The organism is Phyllobacterium zundukense, from assembly GCF_002764115.1.
Classification (GTDB): Bacteria; Pseudomonadota; Alphaproteobacteria; order Rhizobiales; family Rhizobiaceae; genus Phyllobacterium; species Phyllobacterium zundukense.
The window spans coordinates 244,864-268,358 of the sequence record NZ_CP017944.1; the positions used below are offsets into that span (position 1 = coordinate 244,864).

Annotated in this window: 26 protein-coding genes; 16 read left to right on the forward strand and 10 right to left on the reverse strand. The window is 58.6% G+C overall.

Going from position 1 to position 23,495, the window contains the following annotated elements:
* Positions 1 to 111: 111 nt before the first annotated feature.
* The gene (locus BLM14_RS29575) at positions 112 to 1,038 is read left to right on the forward strand and encodes an ABC transporter ATP-binding protein (protein WP_100003681.1); all 927 of its coding nucleotides are present in this window, start codon (positions 112 to 114) and stop codon (positions 1,036 to 1,038) included.
* Positions 1,035 to 1,796 carry an ABC transporter permease gene (locus tag BLM14_RS29580; RefSeq protein WP_100003608.1) on the forward strand — a complete coding sequence of 254 codons (762 nt, stop codon included), beginning with the start codon at positions 1,035 to 1,037 and terminating at the stop codon, positions 1,794 to 1,796. The genes BLM14_RS29575 and BLM14_RS29580 overlap by 4 nt, the downstream gene beginning before the upstream one ends.
* A gap of 88 nt (positions 1,797 to 1,884) precedes the next feature.
* Here BLM14_RS29580 and BLM14_RS29585 read toward each other — a convergent pair whose 3' ends face one another.
* Together BLM14_RS29585 and BLM14_RS29590 are read right to left on the reverse strand one after the other, a co-directional pair.
* On the reverse strand, positions 1,885 to 2,112 hold the full coding sequence (locus BLM14_RS29585) for a CopG family transcriptional regulator (RefSeq protein WP_100003609.1): 228 nt from the start codon (positions 2,110 to 2,112) through the stop codon (positions 1,885 to 1,887).
* A gap of 76 nt (positions 2,113 to 2,188) precedes the next feature.
* Positions 2,189 to 2,641, reverse strand: coding sequence for a MarR family winged helix-turn-helix transcriptional regulator (locus tag BLM14_RS29590; RefSeq protein ID WP_100003610.1), 453 nt, complete (start codon positions 2,639 to 2,641; stop codon positions 2,189 to 2,191).
* 85 nt (positions 2,642 to 2,726) lie between these two features.
* On the opposite strand from BLM14_RS29590, the gene hmgA reads away from it, so the two are divergent.
* The 3 genes from hmgA to maiA are packed head-to-tail and all read left to right on the forward strand — an operon-like array spanning position 2,727 to position 5,693.
* Entirely contained in the window at positions 2,727 to 4,046 is a 1,320-nt protein-coding gene (gene hmgA, locus BLM14_RS29595) for a homogentisate 1,2-dioxygenase (protein WP_100003611.1), read from the forward strand.
* Positions 4,043 to 5,056, forward strand: coding sequence for a fumarylacetoacetate hydrolase family protein (locus tag BLM14_RS29600; protein ID WP_100003612.1), 1,014 nt, complete (start codon positions 4,043 to 4,045; stop codon positions 5,054 to 5,056). The genes hmgA and BLM14_RS29600 overlap by 4 nt, the downstream gene beginning before the upstream one ends.
* Entirely contained in the window at positions 5,046 to 5,693 is a 648-nt protein-coding gene (gene maiA / locus BLM14_RS29605) for a maleylacetoacetate isomerase (RefSeq protein ID WP_100003613.1), read from the forward strand. The genes BLM14_RS29600 and maiA overlap by 11 nt, the downstream gene beginning before the upstream one ends.
* Positions 5,694 to 5,736: 43 nt before the next feature.
* Here the strand turns inward: maiA and BLM14_RS29610 are convergent, their stop codons facing one another.
* From BLM14_RS29610 to hppD, 3 genes are all read right to left on the reverse strand, one after another.
* Positions 5,737 to 6,114: a type II toxin-antitoxin system VapC family toxin gene (locus tag BLM14_RS29610; protein ID WP_100003614.1), complete on the reverse strand. Its 378-nt coding sequence runs from the start codon at positions 6,112 to 6,114 to the stop codon at positions 5,737 to 5,739.
* Complete coding sequence (locus BLM14_RS29615) at positions 6,111 to 6,338, reverse strand: type II toxin-antitoxin system Phd/YefM family antitoxin (RefSeq protein ID WP_100003615.1); 228 nt, start codon at positions 6,336 to 6,338, stop codon at positions 6,111 to 6,113. Before BLM14_RS29615 ends, BLM14_RS29610 begins: the two co-directional genes overlap by 4 nt.
* 65 nt (positions 6,339 to 6,403) lie before the next feature.
* Positions 6,404 to 7,516, reverse strand: a complete 1,113-nt coding sequence (hppD, locus tag BLM14_RS29620; RefSeq protein WP_100003616.1) for a 4-hydroxyphenylpyruvate dioxygenase — start codon at positions 7,514 to 7,516, stop codon at positions 6,404 to 6,406.
* A gap of 121 nt (positions 7,517 to 7,637) precedes the next feature.
* Here hppD and BLM14_RS29625 point away from each other — a divergent pair, with 121 nt between their 5' ends.
* The 3 genes from BLM14_RS29625 (at position 7,638) to BLM14_RS29635 (ending at position 8,710) form a co-directional block, all read left to right on the forward strand.
* Positions 7,638 to 8,099: an Lrp/AsnC family transcriptional regulator gene (locus tag BLM14_RS29625; protein ID WP_100003617.1), complete on the forward strand. Its 462-nt coding sequence runs from the start codon at positions 7,638 to 7,640 to the stop codon at positions 8,097 to 8,099.
* 94 nt (positions 8,100 to 8,193) lie between these two features.
* Complete coding sequence (locus tag BLM14_RS29630) at positions 8,194 to 8,439, forward strand: type II toxin-antitoxin system Phd/YefM family antitoxin (protein WP_100003618.1); 246 nt, start codon at positions 8,194 to 8,196, stop codon at positions 8,437 to 8,439.
* Entirely contained in the window at positions 8,429 to 8,710 is a 282-nt protein-coding gene (locus tag BLM14_RS29635) for a type II toxin-antitoxin system RelE family toxin (RefSeq protein ID WP_100003619.1), read from the forward strand. Before BLM14_RS29630 ends, BLM14_RS29635 begins: the two co-directional genes overlap by 11 nt.
* On the opposite strand, the gene pdeM is transcribed toward BLM14_RS29635, so the two are convergent.
* Together pdeM and BLM14_RS29645 are read right to left on the reverse strand one after the other, a co-directional pair.
* Positions 8,707 to 9,423 (reverse strand): ligase-associated DNA damage response endonuclease PdeM, encoded by a 717-nt coding sequence (gene pdeM / locus BLM14_RS29640; protein WP_100003620.1) that lies wholly within the window; start codon positions 9,421 to 9,423, stop codon positions 8,707 to 8,709. The genes BLM14_RS29635 and pdeM overlap by 4 nt on opposite strands.
* A complete protein-coding gene (locus BLM14_RS29645) occupies positions 9,420 to 11,939 on the reverse strand; it encodes a ligase-associated DNA damage response DEXH box helicase (RefSeq protein WP_100003682.1) in 2,520 nt (839 codons plus the stop codon). The genes pdeM and BLM14_RS29645 overlap by 4 nt, the downstream gene beginning before the upstream one ends.
* An 87-nt stretch (positions 11,940 to 12,026) precedes the next feature.
* Here BLM14_RS29645 and BLM14_RS29650 point away from each other — a divergent pair, with 87 nt between their 5' ends.
* Both BLM14_RS29650 and BLM14_RS29655 read left to right on the forward strand, forming a co-directional pair.
* A complete protein-coding gene (locus BLM14_RS29650) occupies positions 12,027 to 13,064 on the forward strand; it encodes a ligase-associated DNA damage response exonuclease (RefSeq protein ID WP_237143738.1) in 1,038 nt (345 codons plus the stop codon).
* Positions 13,065 to 13,070: 6 nt separating this feature from the next.
* Positions 13,071 to 14,696, forward strand: a complete 1,626-nt coding sequence (locus BLM14_RS29655) for a cisplatin damage response ATP-dependent DNA ligase (RefSeq protein WP_100003621.1) — start codon at positions 13,071 to 13,073, stop codon at positions 14,694 to 14,696.
* 5 nt (positions 14,697 to 14,701) lie between these two features.
* Here BLM14_RS29655 and BLM14_RS29660 read toward each other — a convergent pair whose 3' ends face one another.
* Complete coding sequence (locus BLM14_RS29660) at positions 14,702 to 15,496, reverse strand: DUF1295 domain-containing protein (protein WP_100003622.1); 795 nt, start codon at positions 15,494 to 15,496, stop codon at positions 14,702 to 14,704.
* Between the two features lie 393 nt (positions 15,497 to 15,889).
* Between BLM14_RS29660 and BLM14_RS29665 the strand changes: the two genes are divergently transcribed.
* The 6 genes from BLM14_RS29665 to BLM14_RS29690 all read left to right on the forward strand — a co-directional run bounded on the left by BLM14_RS29665 (position 15,890) and on the right by BLM14_RS29690 (position 22,102).
* Complete coding sequence (locus BLM14_RS29665; protein WP_100003623.1) at positions 15,890 to 17,485, forward strand: peptide ABC transporter substrate-binding protein; 1,596 nt, start codon at positions 15,890 to 15,892, stop codon at positions 17,483 to 17,485.
* A gap of 232 nt (positions 17,486 to 17,717) precedes the next feature.
* Complete coding sequence (gene oppB, locus BLM14_RS29670) at positions 17,718 to 18,641, forward strand: oligopeptide ABC transporter permease OppB (protein WP_100003624.1); 924 nt, start codon at positions 17,718 to 17,720, stop codon at positions 18,639 to 18,641.
* Positions 18,634 to 19,773: an ABC transporter permease gene (locus tag BLM14_RS29675; protein WP_100003625.1), complete on the forward strand. Its 1,140-nt coding sequence runs from the start codon at positions 18,634 to 18,636 to the stop codon at positions 19,771 to 19,773. The genes oppB and BLM14_RS29675 overlap by 8 nt, the downstream gene beginning before the upstream one ends.
* Position 19,774: 1 nt before the next feature.
* A complete protein-coding gene (locus BLM14_RS29680) occupies positions 19,775 to 21,391 on the forward strand; it encodes an ABC transporter ATP-binding protein (RefSeq protein WP_100003626.1) in 1,617 nt (538 codons plus the stop codon).
* A gap of 76 nt (positions 21,392 to 21,467) precedes the next feature.
* Positions 21,468 to 21,707, forward strand: coding sequence for a type II toxin-antitoxin system VapB family antitoxin (locus tag BLM14_RS29685; RefSeq protein ID WP_100003627.1), 240 nt, complete (start codon positions 21,468 to 21,470; stop codon positions 21,705 to 21,707).
* Positions 21,708 to 21,727: 20 nt separating this feature from the next.
* Entirely contained in the window at positions 21,728 to 22,102 is a 375-nt protein-coding gene (locus BLM14_RS29690; protein ID WP_237143739.1) for a type II toxin-antitoxin system VapC family toxin, read from the forward strand.
* Between the two features lie 15 nt (positions 22,103 to 22,117).
* Here the strand turns inward: BLM14_RS29690 and BLM14_RS29695 are convergent, their stop codons facing one another.
* Together BLM14_RS29695 and BLM14_RS29700 are read right to left on the reverse strand one after the other, a co-directional pair.
* Entirely contained in the window at positions 22,118 to 23,053 is a 936-nt protein-coding gene (locus BLM14_RS29695; protein ID WP_100003628.1) for a carbohydrate kinase family protein, read from the reverse strand.
* Positions 23,054 to 23,056: 3 nt separating this feature from the next.
* Positions 23,057 to 23,494 (reverse strand): RbsD/FucU family protein, encoded by a 438-nt coding sequence (locus BLM14_RS29700; RefSeq protein WP_100003629.1) that lies wholly within the window; start codon positions 23,492 to 23,494, stop codon positions 23,057 to 23,059.
* Position 23,495 lies beyond the last annotated feature (1 nt).

A 23,495-nucleotide genomic window follows, 5' to 3' on the forward strand; every position in this document is an offset into this window, starting at 1 on the left:
AAACCCGCCAATCGCCTCCATATAAGGAACATCATTCCCAATGATGCTTCGCGTCAAACGATGCGTTCTGTTAAAGACGTCCAGACCGAAATTCCTTTCCAGGTACCCTTCATGTCCTCAGCCATCTCTGTCTCCAGCCTTTACAAAACCTATTCAACCGGTTTCGAAGCGCTGAAGAACATCAATCTCGACATCCGCCACGGCGAGATTTTCGCTTTGCTCGGCCCGAACGGCGCGGGCAAGACCACGTTGATCTCGACGATTTGCGGCATCGTCAATCCGACATCGGGGACTATCCTCGCCGACGGGCACGATATCATCAAGGAGTATAAAGCCGCGCGAACGAAGATCGGTCTCGTTCCGCAGGAGCTGACAACGGATGCCTTCGAGACTGTGTGGAATACGGTCAGCTTCAGCCGGGGTCTCTTCGGCAAGCCGGCCAATCCAACGCATATCGAGAAGATCCTGAAGGAGCTGTCGCTGTGGGATAAGAAGGACGCGAAGCTCATGACGCTCTCCGGCGGCATGAAGCGCCGTGTGATGATCGCCAAGGCGTTGTCACATGAACCGGAAATCCTCTTCCTGGACGAGCCTACCGCCGGCGTCGATGTCGAATTGCGGCGTGACATGTGGAATGTCGTGCGAGCGCTGCGCGCCTCAGGCGTGACCATCATTCTGACGACGCATTACATCGAGGAAGCCCAGCAGATGGCGGACCGGATTGGTGTCATCAGTCATGGCGAAATCATTCTGGTGGAGGAAAAGGACGAACTGATGCGCTCACTCGGCAAGAAGCAGCTGCGGCTGCATCTGCAGGGAAAGCGCGACGGCGTGCCGGACTCGCTGGCCAAATATGGCCTCGAACTGTCGCCGGATGGTTGCGAGCTGATCTATACCTACGACACCCAAAAAGAGCGCACCGGCATCACTGCACTGCTGAAAGATCTCGACAAGGCCGAAGTCCGGTTCAACGACATTCAGACGAAGGAAAGCTCGCTCGAGGAAATCTTCGTCAGCCTCGTGAGGGAACGCAAATGAACCTCTACGCCATCAAAGCAATCTACCTGTTCGAGATGCACCGCACGTGGCGAACGATCATGCAAAGCGTGATCTCGCCCGTGGTTTCCACCAGCCTTTATTTCGTCGTATTCGGTTCGGCAATCGGCGGGCGTATCCCCGAAATCAATGGCGTCAGCTATGGCGCCTTCATTGTGCCCGGCCTGATCATGCTGTCACTCCTGACGCAAAGCATTTCGAACGCTTCCTTTGGCATCTATTTTCCGAAATTCGTCGGCACGATCTACGAACTCCTGTCGGCGCCTGTCTCCTATGTGGAGATCGTCATCGCCTATGTCGGCGCAGCTGCGTCGAAGTCGATCATCCTCGGCCTGATTATCCTTGCGACGGCCGCATTGTTCGTGCCGCTGCGGATAGAGCATCCTTTCGTAATGCTGCTCTTCCTCGTTCTCACTGCCGTCACCTTCAGCCTCTTCGGCTTTATCATCGGCATTTGGGCCGATGGCTTTGAAAAGCTGCAGCTCGTACCGCTGATGATCATCACGCCACTCACCTTCCTCGGCGGCAGTTTCTACTCCATCGACATGCTGCCGCCATTCTGGCAGACGGTGACGCTGTTCAATCCGGTCGTGTATTTGATCAGTGGTTTCCGCTGGAGCTTCTATGGCCTGTCGGACGTGCATATCGGCACGAGCCTCGCCATGACGGCAGTGTTCCTCATCGCGTGTATGGTGACCCTGCGCTGGATCTTCAAGACGGGGTATCGGTTGAAGAGTTAGGGTTAATTGAAACTGAAACGGCCTGAAGACAAGATTTCTTCGGATTAGCGTTTGCGCGATCTAGAAGGTGCAAGGGCGACTGTTCGCATTAGGGCAGTTCATCGCGCAACCGATTGACGAATTCCATCGTAACAGGAGTTCCGTCCTTTACGGCCAGCAACGGCACGCCGTTGCGCTCACTTCTGCTGGTAGATGGCGCCTGCAGAGATTTACGGGCAAGCATTGATATGACCTCTCCGATTGTCTTGTTTTGATGTTCAGCTAGCCCTTTCGCGGCCGCAAGCACATCGTCCTCAATAGCCAAAGTTGTTCGCACCGCTATCTCCAAACATCACGCATCAAACATCACGCATCAAAGATAGCTCGGCCCTAAGACAATATTAAGCATCGCTCTATCTAAAATATGCCTCCAACGCAGCCAACCCGGCTTTCAGCTCTTTCTCGCCGCGTTGGCCGAGGTTCGCCAGCAGTTCGGCCTCGAACGCATGCGCTATCTTGGCGAGATCGACGTATGCCCGACGCCCTGCAGCCGTGAGCTCCAGATTCTCGATGCGCCGGTCGTCTCCGTCACGTTTGCGTTGCAGCCAGCGCCGCTGCTCAAGCGCGAAGACTGCTCGCGAAACTTTGGTCTTGTGCATGGAGGAGTGCACGCCAATGGCCGTTGCCGTCAGCGTGCCGAACTGCCCAAGCGTCGCCAGAGTGCGCCATTCCGGCCGTGTCAGACCGTACTGATCCCGGTAGAGACTGGCGAAGCGCTGACTGACGGCCTCGGCCGCCTTGTTCAGCCGATAGGGGATGAAGTCCTCCAGTATCAGCGGCGGTCGCTCGGGTGTCTCATCGGTCATTACAGCAAATCCCCATTCGCAGTTGATAGTTACAAAATAGATCGTCACAATTGCAACTAAATTGGTCTAGGATGGAGGAGGAACCATGGCCGCTTTTCATTATATGCCGGGCTTCGGCAATGATTTCGAAACCGAATCCTTGCCGGGCGCCCTGCCGCAGGGACAGAACTCGCCGCAGCGTTGCGCCTACGGGCTTTATGCCGAACAGCTTTCCGGTTCACCCTTCACCGCCCCGCGCGGCATCAACGAGCGTTCGTGGCTCTATCGTATTCGCCCTTCCGTCAAGCACAGCGGACGCTTCACCCCGGCACGCCGCGAACACTGGAAGACCGCGCCCAATCTCGACGACCATGAACTACCGATCGGCCAGTTGCGCTGGAACCCTACGCCTATGCCGAAGGAGCCGGTCAATTTTATCGACGGTGTCCGCACCATGACCACGGCCGGCGATGTGCATGGGCAGGCGGGCATGGCGGCGCATGTCTATGCCTTCAACAGTGACATGGAGGACGACTATTTCTTCGACGCGGATGGCGAGTTGCTGCTGGTACCGGAAAAAGGCAGGCTTCGTATCTTCACAGAGATGGGTATCATCGAAGTCGAACCCTCGGAGATCTGCATCATTCCGCGCGGCATGATGGTCAAGGTAGCAGCACTCGATGGCGAGGCGCGCGGCTATATCTGCGAGAACTATGGAGCGAAATTCTCGCTACCCGATCGCGGCCCGATCGGTGCCAACTGCCTTGCCAATCCGCGGGATTTCAAGACACCGGTCGCAGCCTACGAGGACAAGGAGGTGCCATGCCGTTTGCATGTGAAATGGTGCGGCAAGTTCTATGAAACCACGCTCGACCATTCGCCGCTCGACGTTGTCGCATGGCACGGCAATTATGCGCCGTACAAATATGACCTGCGCACCTTCTCGCCCGTCGGCGCGATCCTGTTCGATCACCCCGATCCGTCCATCTTCACCGTGCTCACCGCACCTTCCGGCGAAGAGGGAACAGCCAATGTCGATTTCGTGATTTTCCCGCCACGCTGGCTCGTGGCCGAGCACAGTTTCCGCCCCCCCTGGTACCACCGCAACATCATGTCGGAATTCATGGGACTGGTATATGGTCAGTACGATGCCAAGGAGGAGGGGTTTGTGCCCGGCGGCATGAGCCTGCACAACATGATGCTGCCGCATGGTCCCGATGCAATGGGTTTCAACAAGGCTTCGACGGTGGAGCTCAAGCCGCATCGTCTCGAAAGCACCATGGCGTTCATGTTCGAGACGCGTTTTCCGCAGCACCTTACCCGCTTTGCCGCGGAGCTTGAGTCGCTGCAGGACAATTATGCGGATTGCTGGACAGACCTGAAGAAGCGGTTCAACGGCACACCCGAGGGAGACTGGTCAGAATGAAACTCGCCTCGCTGAACGACGGAACACGGGATGGCAAGCTCGTCATCGTATCGAAGGACCTGACGCGCTACACCGATGCTTCCTTCCTGACACCAACCCTGCAGTCAGCGCTCGACGACTGGTCGCGCCTCGCCCCGCATCTGGAAGCGCTCGCCACAAGCCTTGAACATGGCGCCGTTCCGACCGGGCGGTTTCACGAACATGAAGCCCTGTCGCCGCTTCCACGCGCCTATCAGTGGGCCGATGGTTCGGCCTATGTCAATCACGTCGAGCTGGTGCGCAAGGCGCGCGGCGCCGAGATTCCTGCGAGCTTCTGGACCGATCCGCTGATCTATCAGGGGGGCTCCGACAGTTTCCTGGGTCCACGCGAACCGATCTGGGTGGCGGATGAAGCTTATGGCATCGACATGGAGGGCGAAGTCGCTGTGATCGTCGACGACGTGCCGATGGGCATCAGCGTCGATGAAGCACGAAACGCGATCCGGCTTATCATGCTCGTCAACGATGTCAGCCTGCGCGGGCTCATTCCGGCTGAACTCGCCAAGGGGTTCGGCTTCTTCCAGTCCAAGCCCTCCTCGGCCTTTTCACCGGTGGCGGTGACACCCGACGAATTGGGCGATGCCTGGCGTGACGGCAGGGTTCATCTTCCGCTGCAGGTCGATCTCAACGGCAAGCCTTTCGGCCGCGCCAATGCCGGTATCGACATGACCTTCGATTTTCCCACGTTGATTGCCCATGCCGCGAAGACGCGGCCGCTTTCCGCCGGAGCGATCATCGGCTCCGGCACCGTGTCCAACAAGCTCGACGGCGGCCCGGGCATGCCTGTGGAAGACGGCGGCGCCGGTTATTCCTGCATCGCCGAAATCCGCATGATCGAGACCATCAAGCATGGCGCGCCTCAGACTCCTTTCATGCGCTTCGGCGACGTCGTGCGGATCGAGATGAAGGACGAGCATAGCCGCTCGATCTTCGGTGCCATCGAGCAACAGGTCGTCCACTATGACCGGTAAGGCAATTCTCTATGACTACTGGCGCTCGTCCGCCAGTTACCGGGTGCGCATTGCGCTCAACCTTCTTGGGCTTGAGTATGAAACCGTGCCCGTCAATTTACTGAAGAACGAACATAAGGGCGTCGATCATCTCTGCCGCAACCCGCAGGGCCTGGTACCGACACTTGCCATGGACGGGCGGATGATGACGCAGTCGCTCGCGATCATCGAGTATCTCAATGAAATTTACCCCGATGCCGGCTTCCTGCCGCCTGACCCCGGGGCGCGCCAGCGGGTACGGTCCCTGTCTCATGCCATCGCCATGGAGATACACCCCGTCTGCAATATGGGCGTGATAGCGCATGTCATGCAACTGACAGGCGGAGGCGAGGAGGTGCGTGAGCTCTGGATGCGCAAGTTCATCGCTGAAGGGCTCTTGGCGTTCGAGGCGATGCTGGATCATCCCGATACGGGCAAATTCTGCCATGGCGACACGCCCGGCATGGCGGATTTCTGTCTTGTGCCGCAGGTTTACAACGCCCGGCGCTGGGGCGCGGACATTGATAATCTCAAGCGCGTCAATGCGATCGCTGAACGTTGTCAGACGATCAAAGCCTTTGCTGCAGCCCATCCTGACCGGGTGAAGCCTTCCGAATAGACATCGCCGACACAGCCCCCCATCCTATGGGGAAAACCGGATGTCAGATTACCGTCACATCGTACTGGCTGAATATCTTATCCGATGTCAGGATTGTCAGGTTTTCCATCTGCGCCTGGGCTATGAGCATGCGGTCAAAGGGGGCTCGGTGGTGATCGCCTAGTTGTTCCGTACGCGCCGCATGCAGCTCGTTGACCGCAAGGAACGGAATGTTGTGCGCCCTTACCGTATCGACAATATCGCCATCGAGGACAAGTTTGCCCAAGGCGCGCTTAATCGCGATCTCCCAGATGGAGGCGACGCTGACGATGAGGCCATTACCCTGCTGAAGGATGGCGCGTTGCGACCGTGAAAGTCTCGAATCGTCGCTGACAGCCCACAGCAGCACATGCGTGTCGATAAGATAGAGCGGACGGCTCACTTGACGTAATCATCCCACTCGCCAAGATCATTGAAGTCGTCCGAAATCTTCACGCGTCCCTTCAGGGCGCCAATCAGGCTACCGGGCTGGACATTCTGATTGGGCAGGGGCGATATGGTTGCGACCGCCTTGCCGTGACGCGTGAGGACGATCTTCTCGCCTGACTGTGCACGGGCGACGAGCTCTGAAAATTTGGCTTTCGCTTCCGCGATTGAAACGTTCACAGCAATGCTCCTTATGACCATAATTTAGGTCATAATTACACCCAAAGCAATGCTGCTGTTATCGCCTACTCCGCCGCCTCGATCTTGATCACGCCGCGACGGATCTGGTCTTCCTCGATCGACTCGAACAGGGCGCGGAAATTGCCCTCGCCAAAGCCCTCATCACCCTTGCGCTGGATGAATTCGAAGAAGATCGGCCCGATCACCGTCTTGGAGAATATCTGCAAGAGGATCTTGGTCATGCCGCCATCAACGACGCCTTCGCCATCGATCAGAATACCGTGTTTCTTCATCCGCTCGATCGGCTCGTCATGGCCGTGCACGCGGTCATGCGATTTCTCGTAATAGGTTTCCGGCGGCCCGGGCATGAATTTCAGCCCGTTATCGGCAAGCTTGTCGGTTGCGTCATAGATCGCCTCCGTCCCGACTGCGATGTGCTGGATGCCTTCGCCCTTGTACTTGCGCAGGTACTCCTCGATCTGGCTCTTGTCGTCGGTGGATTCATTCAACGGAATGCGAATCTTGCCGCAGGGCGAGGTGATGGCGCGCGACACAAGGCCTGTCAGCTTGCCGGCAATATCGAAGAAATGGATCTGCTTGAAGCCGAAGAGCTCCCGATAGAACGCCCACCACTTGTCCATGTTGCCGCGATAGACATTGTGGGTCAGGTGGTCGAGATAGTAGAAGCCGACGCCTTCCGGCTTTGGGTCGCGTTCACCCAGCCATTCGAACTCGGCTTCATAGGCCGAGCCCCTGTCGCCATAGGTTTCGACGAAATACAACATCGATCCGCCAATGCCGACAATGGCCGGAACATCGAGCGTCTTGTCATCGCCTTCATAGGGCGTCGCACCTTTTGCCACCGCATGGTTGAACGCATGCTTGGCATCCACCACGCGCCAGGCCATGGAGGGCGCGCATGGTCCATGCTTCTCGACGAATTTGGTAGCGTGAGAACCTGGCTCGGCATTGAGGATGTAATTGATATCGCCTTGGCGCCACACCGTTATGTTCTTGGTCTTATGTCGGGCAACCGGCATGTAGCCCATGCGGGCAAACAGCTCTTCCAGCTTTTCCGGCTCAGGATGCGAGAATTCGACGAATTCGAAGCCATCCGTTCCGGCAGGGTTGTCGTTGCTGATTACAGCCTTCGGTGCGTCATGCGGAAACGGGCCCATATCATCCTCCATTCGGTTGTCCGTATTATCGCGCAGATCACCCGCAATGTGCTTGCATTTACACGCTCATCGGGGGTATGTTTTGCATGTTTCATGCATATTATTAGCAAAGGGCGCATGAATGGAGCAACTTGACCCATCTGACCGCAAAATACTCATCTGCCTGCAGGAAGACGGGCGGTTGACGAACAACGAGCTTTCCGAGCGGATCAACCTCTCGCCATCGCAATGTTCACGCCGCCGTACCAGGCTAGAGGAGGAAGGATATATTCGCGGTTACCGGGCGGAAATAGACCGGGAAAAGCTTGGCCTCGGCATCGTCAACATCATCTCCGTGACGCTTGCGACCCACAACCGGGACAATGCGCGGCGTTTCTCCGAACTGATCTCCAACCTGCCGCAAGTGATGGAAGCCCATGCGCTGACCGGCGAGATGGACTACTTCATCAAGGTGGTGACGCCGGACTTGCGCTCGTTGTCGGCCTTCGTCAATGACGTCCTGCTGCCGCACGAATCGGTGCAGAATGTCAAAACCGCCATCGTGCTCGACACGCTGAAGGAAGACGGGCGCTTGCCAATTTGAATAGTTGCAAAATTTCGCGGCAACGCGTCTTCAAATTAGGCATGAATTACCATATCTTAAATGATACTGAAATTCGTACACATTGGAGAACACCATGCAGCGTGTCGAAGCTCCGGTCGCCGTGAGCGTGTCCGACCTCAAAAAGAGCCCCACGGCCATCATGAATGAAGCAAATGGCGAGGCTGTGGCAGTGCTCAACCATAATCGGATTATGGCTTACATGGTCCCGGCAGACGTCTATGAAGCCATGCTCGATCGGCTTGATGATCTCCATCTTGCTGAAATCATCGAATCTCGCTCCGGCGAAGAGGGTGTTCCGGTCGACATCAATGAGCTTTAAGCTCGAATTCCTGCCTTCGGCGCGGAAGGAATGGGACAAACTTGGAGCCACCATACGCCAGCAATTTGTCAAAAAGCTGAAAGAACGGCTTGATGCTCCGCGTATTCCAAGCGCGGCGCTGCATGGCATGCCCGATCACTACAAGATCAAGCTGCGTCAGGCCGGCTACCGGCTGGTTTATCGCGTAGATGACGAGACCATAACAATTATCGTTGTCGCAGTGGGGAAACGAGAGCGCAATGCAGTCTACGAACGCGCCAAGAAACGTTAGAGATAAAGCGCCTTCCTTATCATCGGATAGACCCGTGCATGGCCGAGCATATAGGCGGTGATCGCGTGGGCATCGAACAGCCCGTGAAATGCTCGGCCGAGAATGTTGAGCCCACCCGTATAGGCGCCGAAGGCCGGCATGATCATGCGCGATTGGTCGCTGGCGAAACAGCGCCGCTGCACTGCTTGCCCGCGGCGCACCACCTTGGCCGCCGGATGCAGGTGCCCGGCGATCTCGCCGGGGCAGGGCATCTTCGACGGCTCATGCCGGAAGACGAGATTACCGAGCGCCAGTTCCGTGAATGTCTCGCCCGGCAGATTCGCAGGATGCTCCGGGTCGTGGTTGCCGGTGATCCAGATCCACTCGCGTCCCGCCATCAGCACGGCAAGTTCCGCTGCATAGAGTGCAGGCAGGCGGGCCGCCGCATCGCCATCGTGGAAACTGTCGCCGAGACTGATTACACAGACCGGATTGTATCGCGCGATGACCTTGGCAAGCGCAGCCAGCGTCGTCGCCGTATCGTAGGGCGGCAGCATCATGCCGCGGCGGGCAAAGGAAGAGCCCTTTTCGAAATGCAGATCGGACACAACAAGAATCCGGTCACTTTCGAGGTAAAGCGCCCCAGACGGATCGCAGACGGCCCGCTGCCCGGCAATGACCATTTCGGCCGTGCCGTGCAAAGCTGTCTTCGTCGCCTGAAATGCCAAATTCATCTATGGTCCATCATTTCGCGGGTCAGCTCGTCGGCGATCTCTTCCAGCAGCCTTTCATGCGCTTCGCCAGGAACGCGTTCCTTGCCGATTTCCATCATTACGGGAACGGCGAGCGGCGAAATCCGGTCGAGATCCTTGTGTACGATATGCCCCTTGATTCGGCTTAGCATATCGGCCAAACGGCGAATGTCGAGGAGGCCCGTTGCGGCATCGGCACGTGTCGCCTGGATCAGGATGTGGTCCGGCTCGTGCTCCCGCAGCACGTCATAAATCAAGTCGGTCGAGACCGTCACCTGCCGGCCGGACTTCTCTTGACCAGGGTGGCGTTTTTCCACGAGGCCGGAGATGAGCGCGCAATTGCGGAAGGTTCGCTTCAGCATCCAGCTTTCCGCCAGCCACGCTTCGAGGTCGTCGCCCAGCATGTCCTCGTTGAAGAGTTCCGCCAGCGGCAGTTCGCCGTTTTTGAACATGCGACCCATGTCGCGATGGCCCCAGATCGTAAGCGCATAATCCGTGGCGATGAAGCCGAGAGGGCGGGCCTTGGCCCTTTCCAGCCGCCGCGTCAGCAGCATGCCGAGCGTCTGGTGCGCCAGCCTGCCTTCAAAAGGATAAGTCACCATGTAGGAGCGCTCGCCGCGCGGGAACGTCTCGACAAGCAGGCTGCCAGGCTGCGGCAGCACGGATCTGTCTTTCTGGATGCGCAGCCAGTCGCTGACCTGATCCGGCAAGGCGCCCCACCGTGCCGGATCGCCCAGCATGGAGCGCACCTGGTCGGCGAGATAGGTGGTCAGCGGGAATTTGCCGCCGGCATAGGCCGGAATCTTGGCATCAAAGCCCTCCGCGTTCGACACGATGCACTCATTCTCGCGAATACCCTCGAAGCGCAGCACGCGGCCGGAGAAGAAGAACGTATCGCCGGGACTAAGGCCTTCGACGAAATATTCCTCCACCTTGCCGAGCACCGGTCCCCCACGCGCATTGGCCCCCTTGCCGCGCTGGCGGGTAAGCCGCACATTGAGGCTCGGCGCCTCGATGATCGTGCCGACATTCAATCGGTATTGCTGGGCAAAGCGCGGATGGGTCACGCGCCACGTACCGTCGACAGTCTGGCGGATTTTGGCGAAACGCTCATAGCTCTTCAACGCGTAACCGCCGGTCGCGACGAAATCGACGATGCGGTCGAAGGTCTCGCGCGGCACCGCTGCGTAGGGCAGGGCGGTGGTAACCTCTTCATAGAGATCATCGGCACGGAAGGGTTCTGCGCAGGCCATCCCGAGTACATGCTGCGCCAGCACGTCAAGTGACCCTTCGCCGAGCGGCGGCGTGTCCTGTGCACCGATGTAATTGGCATCGAGAGCCGCCTGGCATTCCATCACCTCGAACCGGTTGGCCGGCACGAGAATGGCACGCGATGGTTCGTCCATGCGGTGATTGGAGCGGCCGATACGCTGGGCAAGGCGGCTTGCCCCCTTCGGTGCGCCGACATGGATGACGAGATCGACATCGCCCCAGTCAATACCGAGATCGAGCGTTGAGGTGGCGACGACGGCGCGCAGGGCGTTGGCGGCCATCGCCTGCTCGACCTTGCGGCGCTTGCTGACATCGAGCGAGCCGTGATGCAGCGCTATCGGCAGATTGTCGTCATTCGCCATCCACAGGTCATGGAAAATGCGCTCGGCCTGGCTGCGCGTATTGACGAAGATCAGGGTGGTCCCATGCCGCTTGATCGCATCGTAAATACCCGGCAGGGCATAGACCGCCGAGTGCCCGGCCCACGGAATATGGTCATCGGTTTCGAGGATGGTGATGTGCGGCTTCGCACCACCCTCCACCGTGACGAGGCTGGCCATCGCCGAATTCCCGGTTTGTGGCAGCAGCCAGCGCCGCAGCGCATCCGGATCGGCGACCGTGGCGGAGAGGCCTATCGTCTGCACCCCCGGCTGCAGCCGGCGCAACCGCGCCAGCCCGAGTGACAGAAGGTGTCCACGCTTGGAGGTGACAAGCGAATGCAGTTCGTCGAAGATCACATAGCGCAGGTCTTCGAAGAAACGCCCGGCATCCTTGGCTGAGATCAGCAGCGCCAGCTGTTCCGGCGTCGTCAGCAGGATATCAGGCGGGGCCAGCTTCTGCCGCTGGCGCTTATAAGCGGGCGTATCGCCGGTGCGGGTTTCCAGAGAGATATCCAGCCCCATTTCATCGATGGGCTTTTCGAGGTTGCGACGAATGTCGACGGCCAGTGCCTTCAGTGGTGAGATATACAGCGTGTGAACGCCGCGGCTCGTGGCATTGCTCTTGCCGCGGCTTGCGAGGTCGACCAGCGCCGGCAGGAATCCGGCCAGCGTCTTGCCCGCGCCGGTCGGGGCGATCAGCAGCGTCGAATTCCCCTGCTGTGCCTGCCTCAAAAGGTCGAGCTGATGCGTGCGCGGCGACCAGCCCTTCGCCTGAAACCAGTTCAGGAAAGGCGGCGGCAGAAGAGGGGTGCCGATATCGGCGAGGGGTGCTTTGCTGGTGCTCACTGCGGCGAATGTAATGGTGCGGCGGCAATGCGCCAAGGCTTTGTTTGTCAGGATTGCATGGAGCGAAATGCGACCTATCTTCGTTAGATGGGAAACCCGAGGATCACCTTGCTGAAACGCCCCGAAGCTCTCCTGTGCTCGACGCCAGCTGGCCTCTATTCACCAGCCGGCGATTTCTATATCGATCCGGTGCGCCCGGTGGATCGTGCACTGATTACTCACGGTCATTCGGACCATGCGCGCTCCGGACATCAAAAGGTGATGGCGACGCAACAGACGCTCGACATTATGGGCCTGCGCTATGGCGCGAATTTCGCTGGCGAAACGCAAGCTGCCGATCTCGGCAAATCTACCGAGATCAATGGCGTCACCGTCAGCTTTCATCCGGCCGGCCATGTGCTGGGTTCCGCGCAGATCGCCGTCGAAAAGGATGGCATGCGCATCGTTGCTTCAGGCGACTATAAGCGGCGCGCCGATCCGACCTGTCTCGGCTTCGAGCCGGTCGCCTGCGATGTCTTCATCACCGAAGCGACCTTCGCGCTGCCGGTGTTCCGGCACCCTGACAGCCGCGACGAGATCGCCAAGCTTTTGAGATCTGTCGAGCAGTTTCCCGAACGCTCGCACCTCGTCGGCGCCTATGCACTCGGCAAAGCGCAGCGCGTCATTCGCATGCTGCGCGATGCAGGTTATGACCGGACGATTTATATTCACGGCGCTTTGGCCAAACTGTGCGATTATTACGAGACGCAGGGCGTTAGCCTCGGACACCTAGCTCCCGCAACCATCGAGACGGGAGACACTGCGGATTTCGCCGGCGCGATCATCGTCGGTCCGCCATCAGCCTTTCTTGATCGCTGGGCGCGGCGCTTTCCCGATCCCGTGTCCTGCTTCGCCTCGGGCTGGATGCGCATTCGCCAAAGGGCCCGCCAGCAGGGTGTGGAATTGCCGATCATCCTTTCCGATCACTGCGATTGGGACGAACTCACCGATACGATCACTGAACTTGGCCCTTCCCAGGTCTGGGTGACGCATGGGCGCGAGGAAGCCTTGGTGCGCTGGTGCGACCTGAATGGCTTTGCCGCTCGGCCGCTGCATCTGGTCGGCTACGAGGATGAGGGGGACTAGATTTTAATGGAGGAATTCGCACAGCTCCTCGACAGGCTGGTTCTGACACCTGCGCGCAATGGCAAGCTTACTTTGCTTGTCGATTATTTCCGCGACACGCCCGATCCCGATCGCGGGCTTGCACTTGCCGCCATTACCCGTGACCTCGACATCGCCAATGTCAAACCGGCGATGATCCGCGCACTCATCGCCGAGCGCATGGATGAGCAGCTCTTCGCCTATTCCTATGATTATGTCGGCGATCTCGCCGAAACCATTTCGCTCGTCTGGTCCACGGACGAACCCGTCCGCGCCAATGCCGTGCCCACCCTTGGCGAAGTGATCAGCTCGCTGGCCCGGGCCTCGCGCAGCGATGCGGTGCGGCTGGTTGAGCGATGGCTGGATCAGCTAGACGCTTCAGCCCGCTATGCTCTGCTCAAGCTTGTCACTGGCGGCCTGCGCATCGGCGTGTCGGCGCGGCTCGCTAAGCAGGCGCTGGCGCAATTCGGCGAGGTCGACGTCACCGAGATTGAGGAATTGTGGCACGGGTTGAAACCGCCCTATGAGCCGCTCTTCGCCTGGCTGGAAAACAAGGCGGACAAGCCGCAGAGCCTCGCCGCCGCACCCTTCCGCCCGGTCATGCTGTCGACCCCGCTCGAAGAGCCCGATTACTCGAAGGTCAACGCAGATGAATATGCCGCCGAGTGGAAGTGGGACGGCATCCGCGTGCAATTGACCGCGGAGGGCGGGCGGCGCCGCATCTATTCGCGCACCGGCGATGATATCTCCCACGCCTTTCCCGACATCGCCGATTTCATGACCTTCGAAGGCACGCTCGATGGCGAGCTGCTGGTGGCCCGCAGTGCTGATTCCGGCGTCGAGATCGGCGCATTCGGCGACCTGCAGCAGCGTCTCAACCGCAAGAATGTTTCCCCCAAGCAGCTCGAGAGCCATCCCGCCTTTGTCCGGCTCTATGACCTGCTCTTCGACGGCAAGAAGGATGTCCGTGCCTTGCCCTTTGCCGAACGCCGCACCCGGCTCGAAGCCTTCGTCAAAAATCTCGAGCCGACACGGTTCGATCTTTCGCCACTGGTTCCCTACAAGACCTTTGAGGACCTCGTCGAATTGCGCAAGAATCCGCCGCACCCGATCATCGAAGGGCTGATGCTGAAGCAACGCTCCTCGGCCTATGTGCCGGGTCGCCCCAAGGGGCCCTGGTTCAAGTGGAAGCGCGATCCTTTCATCATCGATGCCGTGCTCGTCTATGCGCAGCGCGGTCATGGCAAGCGCTCAAGCTACTACTCGGACTACACGTTCGCAGTGTGGACGGGGCCGGAAACGGAGCCGCATCTGGTCCCGGTCGGCAAGGCCTATTTCGGCTTCACCGACGATGAGCTGAAACAGCTGGACGCATTCGTGCGCAACAACACGACTGAGCGCTTCGGGCCGGTGCGTTCGGTGCGGGCCGAGCCCGAACATGGCCTTGTGCTCGAAGTCGCTTTCGAAGGGCTCAACCGCTCCAAGAGGCACAAGTCCGGCGTCGCCATGCGTTTCCCGCGCATATCGCGCCTGCGCTGGGACAAGCCGCCGATCGAAGCGGACCGGCTGGAAACGCTTGAAGCACTCCTGCGCGATTCCGAAACGAAAGATTGACTTCCTCAGCGCTTCGGCGGTGCCGGAAAGAAGATACTCGTCCGGCGCTGGTAATCGCGAAAGGCATTGCCACGCGAGGCCAGCATGTGTTCTTCGAGCGGCGGCACACCGGAGATATGACGCAGCAGCATATACATCAGCACAGGCGCGGCGAGCGTCAGCCAGCCATGGAAATAGTCGCCGTCGAAATCCGCGGCGATCAGCACATAGGATGTCCAGCCCAGCCACTCGAAGAAGTAATTCGGATGGCGCGACCAGCGCCAGAGTCCGGCATCGCAGATCCTGCCGCGATTGGTGGGATCGCTGCGGAAGCGCTTGAGCTGCCAGTCGGCAATGGCTTCGCCCGCCAGCGCGATGAGCATGATCAAAGCTCCGAGATAGTCGGGAAATTCAAGCTCCACGTCCGGACGTGCTGCGGCGATATAGACGCAAATGATCAGGATAATGCCAGCAAAGGCGTGGCTCTGCAGGAAGAAGAACATGCGCGGATCGGCGGCATCGCCCCATTCTTCGCGCAATCTGGCATAGCGAGGATCATCGTGGCTCCCCAGCGTTCGGACAAGGACATGCCCGCCAAGCCGCAGCGACCAGGCGGCAAGCAGTGCCACGACCAGATATTGTCGCGCCGGAGAGACCATGTCGCCCGACAGCACGGCGAGAATTCCGATTGCCCCGATCCCGAATGACCAGAACACGTCGGCCCAGCCATTATTGCCGGTTGCCCGCTGCATGAGCCATGCCATGGCCATGACCGCACACATGGCAACAGCTGCGATGATGAGAATGGGAACTGCAGTCATAGGGCGGAGTACCCCGAGGTGGAATTCTCCGTATCTTCGTGTATTCGTGTCGGCATCGCGGTAATATAGGCAACGTCCGAATAGGCAGCAATGCCAAGCTTCAATCAATCCACCGCCCGCATTTGGGCGTAGATCCTTCATCGAGCGGGCTTAAGCAGGCTTTTCCACACAAACCGGATACGATTGTCATATGCGCGCAATTTGCCGCATTTTCATCGAAAAGTGCCGTCAAATGGCGCTTTGGTCCATATGGTGCAACAATTTTTTGACGTGCTCGTAAGTCCCGTATTCAAAAAATATTACAACGAAAGCATTAGACCCTCCTTGCCTTTGGGAAAATTTTGGCATTTGTTCATGCCTTCGCAATTCTCTTAGAGGGGAAGGAAAAGAAAAATGACCTTTATGAAACTCAATCTCCGTGCGGCCTTGCTGCTTGGATCACTTATGATCGGCGCAAGCCCGGCACTGGCCGAAATGGTACTTCATCGCGGCAACAGCGGCGAGCCGCAGACCCTCGATCAGTCGCAGACTTCGATCGACATCGAAGCCTTCATCGTCAAGGACCTCTATGAAGGCCTGACCGTTTATGACGCCGACGGCAAGATCGTGCCGGGCGCCGCGGAAAGCTGGACCGTATCGGATGACGGCACTGTCTACACGTTCAAGATCCGCGCCGATGCAAAATGGTCGGACGGCTCCCCCGTGGTTGCTGAAGACTTCATTTTCTCGATGCGCCGCGTCGAGGACCCGAAAACGGCAGCAGGTTACGCCAATATCCTTTATCCGATCAAGAATGCCGAACAGATCAACAAGGGCAAATTGCCGGTTGATCAGCTTGGCATGAAGGCCGTTGACGACAAGACGCTCGAAATCACCCTGGAACGCCCGACCCCCTTCTTCATCGAGCTCCTGTCGCATCAGACCGCACTGCCGATCAACAAGGCAAGCTTCGAGAAGAATGGCGCTGATTTCGTCAAGCCGGGCAAGCTCGTTGGCAATGGCGCGTTCAAGCTCGCCGAGCACGTGCCGAACGATCATCTGACTGTCGTCAAGAACGAAAACTACTGGGACGCTGCCAACGTCAAGCTCGACAAGGTGATCTTCTATCCGATTGACGACCAGGCTGCGAATGTTCGGCGCTACGAAGCCGGCGAACTCGACCTCGTCTACAATTTCTCGTCCGACCAGATCGATCGCCTGCGCGCTGCCAATGCGAAACAGGTCCATGTGACTCCGGCAGCAGCGACCTATTACTATCCTTTCGACACGCGTACCGAACCCTTCAACGACGTTCGCGTCCGACGCGCACTTTCGATGGCCGTCGATCGCGACTTCCTCGCCAAGGATATCTACAACGGGACGAAATTGCCGGTCTATTCCATGGTTCCTCCGGGGCTTGAGACCTATGGCGAGCCAGCCAAGCCTGACTTTGCCGGCATGTCGCAGCTCGATCGCGAAGACAAGGCCGTGGAACTGATGAAGGAGGCCGGTTACGGTGAGGGCGGCAAGCCGCTGAACATCGAAATCCGCTACAACACCAACCCGAACCATGAACGCGTCGCTACGGCCGTCGCCGACATGTGGAAGAAAACCTTCGGCGCCAATGTGACGCTGATGAATCTCGATATCTCGTCGCACTACGCCTATCTGCAGGAGGGCGGCAAGTTCAACGTCGCCCGCGCCGGCTGGACTGCCGACTATGCCGATGCGGAGAACTTCCTCAACCTCAGCGTCAGCAGCAACAAGACCTTCAATTACGGGCATTATGAAAACCCGGAATTCGATGCGCTGATGAAGAAGTCCTATGAAGAGCGCGATCCGGCAGCCCGTTCGAAGATCCTGCATGATGCCGAAGCTCTGATCATGCGTGATCAACCGATCGCTCCATTGATGAACGACGCCAATCTCTGGCTCGTGAACGATAAGGTCAAGGGCTGGGGCGACAACGCCAACAACGAACATCTGAGCAAGTATCTGAGCGTAGAATAACCAACGAGCGCGCAACCCGTGATAGCGGGTTGCGCGCCTCCGTTTGCTCAGGCCACCATGTGCCAGTTTTCCGCCAGCAAATTTACAATCCGGAAATTTCACATCGTCGCGTCTCATTCATGAGTGCGGCGAATGGAAGTTCTTGAACCTTGCGGCGGAATGCAGTCTTCTGACACAGCTCGTGTGAGCGGGGCCTCTCAAGGGGCAACGTCAACAGGAAGAGATTAACTCGATGTTTCAATTTGTTCTTCGCCGTCTGGCGAGTGCAGTGCCGACATTGTTCATTGTCGTCACGATTTCCTTTTTCCTCATGCGGTTTGCGCCCGGGGGTCCCTTCAATCTGGAAAGACCTCTGCCACCAGCAACGATGGAAAACCTGATGAGGGCCTACCATCTGGACCAGCCCCTGTGGAACCAGTATCTCCAATATCTGAAAAATGCCGTAACCGGCGATTTCGGCCCGAGCTACATCTACAAGGACAACACCATCGCCGAACTGATCGGCAAGGGCCTGCCTTACTCGATCCAGCTTGGCACCTATGCGCTTCTGCTCGCCCTCATCGGCGGCGTTCTTGTCGGCACACTTGCCGCGCTCAGGCAGAACAGTTTTCTCGATTTTCTTGTCATGTCCGTCGCCACCACCGGTGTGACGGTGCCAAACTTCGTTGTCGGGCCAATCCTGACGCTGATCTTTGCCCTGCTGCTGTCGTGGGTGCCTGCCGGCGGCTGGGGCGACGGGTCGCTGAAATTCCTTATCCTTCCGGTGATCACGCTCGCACTGCCGCAGCTGGCAGTGTTCGCCCGGCTGACGCGCGGCTCGATGATCGAAGCCCTGCACGCCGACCATATCAGAACCGCACGCGCCTATGGGCTGCCGTCACGCGCGGTGGTGGTCACCCACGCCATGCGCGGAGCGCTCTTGCCCGTGGTGTCCTATCTCGCGCCATGCGCCGCAGCTCTCCTGACCGGTTCGGCCGTCGTCGAATCCATCTTCACCATCCCCGGTGTGGGCAGGTACTTCGTGCTCGGTGCAATCAACCGCGACTACACGCTCGTCATGGGAACAGTGGTTCTCGTGGCGATCTTCGTCATCGTTTTCAATCTTGTGGTCGATATTCTCTACGGCCTTCTTGATCCGAGGGTTCGTCATGACTGATCTGACCGATATCCCCACGACCATCATCCCGCCGGAAGAGTCCAAGGGGCGCAGCCTGTTCCAGCTCGCCGTTATCCGCTTCCGCCGCAATCGTGCTGCGATGAGCGGCATCGTGATGCTCACGCTCATCACCATCTTTTCGTTCTTCGGGCCTTATCTGATCAACCATACCTATGATCAGGTGTTCCCGTCCTATGTGACAGCCCCGCCAAGCCTGGAGCCGCTTCCCAGGGCGGACACTCTGGGTGACGTAATGAAGGGTGTTGCGGATCGTGCCCGCGTCGAGCTTCGCGACTTCGCCGTTGAGGGCAACACCTTCACCGCAACCATCCATTCCGATCAGCCCATCGATCCGCGTGCTACCCGCTATTTCGACCGCGCCAACGAGTTCGACAATACGCAGGTCACCGCCACCGAAGAAGACGGCAGGACGCTGAAGTTGACCGGGGAGGTCCACCGCGAATATTTCCTCTTCGGCACGGATACCAATGGCCGCGACATGCTGGCTCGCATCATGCTCGGCGGCCAGATTTCGCTCGCCGTCGGCTTCCTCGCCAGCCTCGTTTCGCTGGCTGTGGGCGTCACCTATGGCGCGATCTCCGGCTATCTTGGCGGGCGTGTTGACAATGTGATGATGCGGCTTGTCGAGATTCTCTATTCACTCCCCTTCGTGTTCCTCGTCGTGGTGCTGGTCGTGTTCTTCGGCCGCAGCTTCATCCTGATCTTCCTGGTCATCGGTGCGGTGGAATGGCTCGATATGGCCCGTATCGTGCGTGGCCAGACACTTGCCCTGAAGCGCCGCGAATTCATCGGCGCCGCACAAGCGCTCGGCTTGACTGACTGGCAGATTATCCGCCGCCACATCATCCCGAATACCATCGGACCGGTCATCGTTTTCGTCACAGTGGTCGTGCCAAAGGTCATTCTTCTGGAAAGCTTCCTCTCCTTCCTCGGCCTTGGTGTTCAGGCACCGCTGACCAGTTGGGGCGCGCTGATTTCCGAAGGCGCCAACAAGATGCAATCCGCACCCTGGCTGCTGATCTTCCCGGCCATCTTCTTCGTCGTTACCCTGTTCTCGCTGAACTTCATCGGCGACGGGTTGCGCGACGCACTCGACCCCAAGGACCGCTGATATGACTGCCGATTCAAAGGGCACCAACGAAAATGTACTGTCCGTACGCGGACTGAAAGTCGACTTCACCACTCCGGACGGCGATGTAAACGCCGTCAAGGGCATCGACCTCGATGTGAAGCCGGGCGAAACCCTGGCCGTTGTCGGAGAGTCCGGCTCCGGCAAGAGCCAGACCATGATGGGTATCATGGGTCTGCTTGCCAATAATGGCCGGGTTACCGGCTCGGCAAAGTATCGCGGCAAGGAACTGGTAGGGCTTCCGCTCCAGGGCCTCAATGAAGTGCGCGGCTCGAAGATCACCATGATTTTCCAGGAGCCGATGACCTCGCTCGATCCGCTCTATACGATCGGACGGCAGATCGCCGAACCTATCGTTCATCACAAGGGCCTCACCTTCAAACAGGCGAAGGTGCGGGTACTGGAACTGCTTAAGCTCGTCGGCATTCCCGAACCCGAACGGCGCATCAACTCCTATCCGCATGAAATGTCCGGTGGCCAGCGCCAGCGTGTCATGATCGCCATGGCGCTGGCCAACGAGCCTGACCTCCTCATTGCCGATGAGCCGACCACAGCGCTCGACGTGACGATCCAGGCACAGATTCTGGACCTGCTGCGCTCGCTGCAGAAACGCTTCGGCATGGCCGTCGTGCTCATCACCCACGATCTCGGCATCGTCAAGCATTTCGCCGACCGCGTCGTCGTCATGCGCCGCGGCGAGGTGGTGGAGAAGGGCAGCATCAAGGATATCTTCGAGCAACCGAAGGAAGACTACACCAAGATGCTTCTGGCCTCCGAACCGAGCGGCACCAAGCAACCGCCCGCCGATACAGCGCCCATCATCCTCGAAGGCCGTAACGTGACGGTGGATTTCGCCATAGGCGGTGGTTTCTTCTTCGGCTCCAATACCGCTTTTCGCGCCGTCGACGGCGTGAGCGTCCGGCTGAAAAAGGGGCAGACGATTGGCATCGTCGGTGAATCCGGCTCCGGCAAATCGACACTCGGGCGGGCGCTTCTGCGCCTCCTGCCAAGCGGCGGTCATTATCATTTCGGCGACAAGAACATCTCGAGCTTCGACCGCTCCGCCATGCGGCCGCTACGAAGGGAGTTGCAGCTCGTCTTCCAGGATCCCTACGGATCGTTGTCGCCGCGCCAGACCGTGGGCGAGATCATCACCGAGGGTCTGCTCATTCACGAGCCGCAACTGTCACGCACCGAGCGCGACAAGCGCGCCGTCGCTGCGCTGAAGGAAGTCGGCCTCGATCCCGCAGCACGCAATCGCTACCCGCACGAGTTTTCCGGCGGCCAGCGTCAGCGCATCGCCATTGCCCGCGCCGTAATCCTGAAGCCGAAGGTGGTCATTCTTGACGAGCCGACATCGGCGCTCGACCGTTCCGTGCAGGGACAGGTGATCGAGCTTTTGCGGGACCTGCAGAAAAAGCACGGCCTCTCCTATGTCTTCATCAGCCACGATCTGGCGGTGATCAAGGCCATGTCCGACTATGTCATCGTGATGAAGAACGGCAAGATCGTCGAGGAAGGCCAGACCGAGGAGATCTTCGACTCCCCGCACCAGGCCTATACCAAGACGCTGATGGCCGCGGCGTTCGATCTGGAGTGACGGCTCTTGCTTTCAACCGCAAAGGACGCCATTTTATAGACAATTGCGTATATCCATATAGACGCGGAGTTATAGAATGGCGTTTTCCGTGAAAGACAAAGCGACCGATGAGGCGGTGCGACGGCTGGCAAAGCTGAAGAATACAACTCTTACCGAGGCCATTCGCGAAGCCGTTGTCCATGAATATGACCGTGCCAAGCGAGAAACTCCGTTGCACGAAAAGCTGGAGAAGATTTTCGAAGAGTACCGGAGTTATCCGAAGACTGGTCTGGAGGCCGATAAAGCTTTCTTCGACGACCTTTCGGGCGACGAATGATATTTGTGGACGCTTCGGCTGTGATCGCCATTGTCGATGGCGAAGAAGACGCTGACTCGCTTTCCGAGCGGCTCACTCAAGGTTCGACTGTTTATATCTCGCCAATGGTCGTCTACGAAACTGTAACCGGCCTCGCCCGCAAGAGGTCCTGTGCAATCGAAGTTGCCGAACGAGCAGTCGATATTTTCATTGACCAGACCGATGCTCAAACAGTCGATGTCACTGCAGCAATTGGCAGGGATGCTGTTGCTGCATTCAACAGATTTGGCCGCGGCCGCCATAAGGCTAATCTCAACATGGGCGATTGCTTTGCTTACGCCTGTGCCAAGGCACATCAATTGCCCTTGTTATTTAAGGGCAATGACTTCCCTTACACCGATATTGAAGTGGCTTGAAACGGCCGCCGGTGCTCACGCCAGCTCCGAACGCCAGGGCGGATTAGCACCCGCCCGTGAAACGGTCACGGCTGCTGCCTTGACGCCGAGCAGCAGTGCATCGCTGATCTGCGCTTCGCTCAGCGCGGTGAGCGCGGTCTTCGTCAATAGCCCGGCCTCCTCGAGCGAGGCGAGCACGCCGGCGGTAAACGTATCGCCAGCCCCGACCGTATCGACAACCGGCACTTTCTGGGCCGCGACATGCACGGTGAGATCGGCGGTATAGCCCGTCACACCATCGGCGCCGTGCGTGACGAGAATGAGCTTCGGCCCCTGTTCCGCTGCCGGGACGATCCAGCGCCGCGCGATCTCATCCATCGTACCGCTTTCGCCGAACCAGCGCATGTCCTCATCGGAAATCTTGACGATATCGGTCATGGCGATCATGCGGCGCATGCGGGCGATATGCTTCTCCTTGTCGGGGATGAATCCCGGCCGGATATTCGGGTCAAGGATGATCACGCGCTTTTCATGCTCGCGCGCCATCAATGCCTCGTAGGTCGAGCCGCATGGTTCCGGGATCAGGCTGATCGCGCCGAACTGCAGCGCCCTGACATTGTCGCCGAGTTCGGGCAGGTGTTCGATGGCAAGGGAACGCCCGGCGCTGTTCTCGTCATAAAACATATAGCTTGCCTGCCCGTCGGTCAGGCGCACGAATGCCAGCGTCGTCGGCTGCGGTGAAATATGGGCGTAGCGGGTGCCCACATAGTTGGCGGCGAGGCTGTCAAGCAGCATCTGGCCGAAGAAATCCGACGAAATCCCCGAGAAAAATTCTGTCGGAACGCCAAGCCGCCCCAGTGCGATAGCCGTGTTGAACACGGCGCCACCGACATAGGGCGCAAATGCGGGTTCTCCCGCATCGCTCTTGCGCTGCAGCATGTCGATCAGGGCTTCACCACAACATAAAATCATCGGTCAGTCTTTCTCAGGATAAATGACACCCTTGCGGATGATAATATTGGCATAGAGCCGCGGCTCGCTTGTCGCAATGATGGTATGGGCATTTTTCACACGCGCATAGAGCGCATCGCCGTCGAGTGCAACCAGCGTGAAGCCCGGCGCGCGCCGGGCACAGACCTGTTCCATCTCTTCATGCACGGGATCGGTAAGTGTCGGATTACCTTTTACCGACGCGCGGAACAAGGCCTCCAGCACGAAATCATCCACCGGCACCACCTGCAATATGGCGTCGAGCAAGGGGATGAGCGGCAATCCGTCGGCGCGGATCAGCCGCCTCGCATGTTCCAGCGCTGGATAGTTGCCATCGACCAGTGCGATCTCGTCGCCGTGGCCCATGGCGCGCAGGGTGGCCAGCAGTTCCGGCCCGAGGATGGGCGGAATTCCAATGAGCATG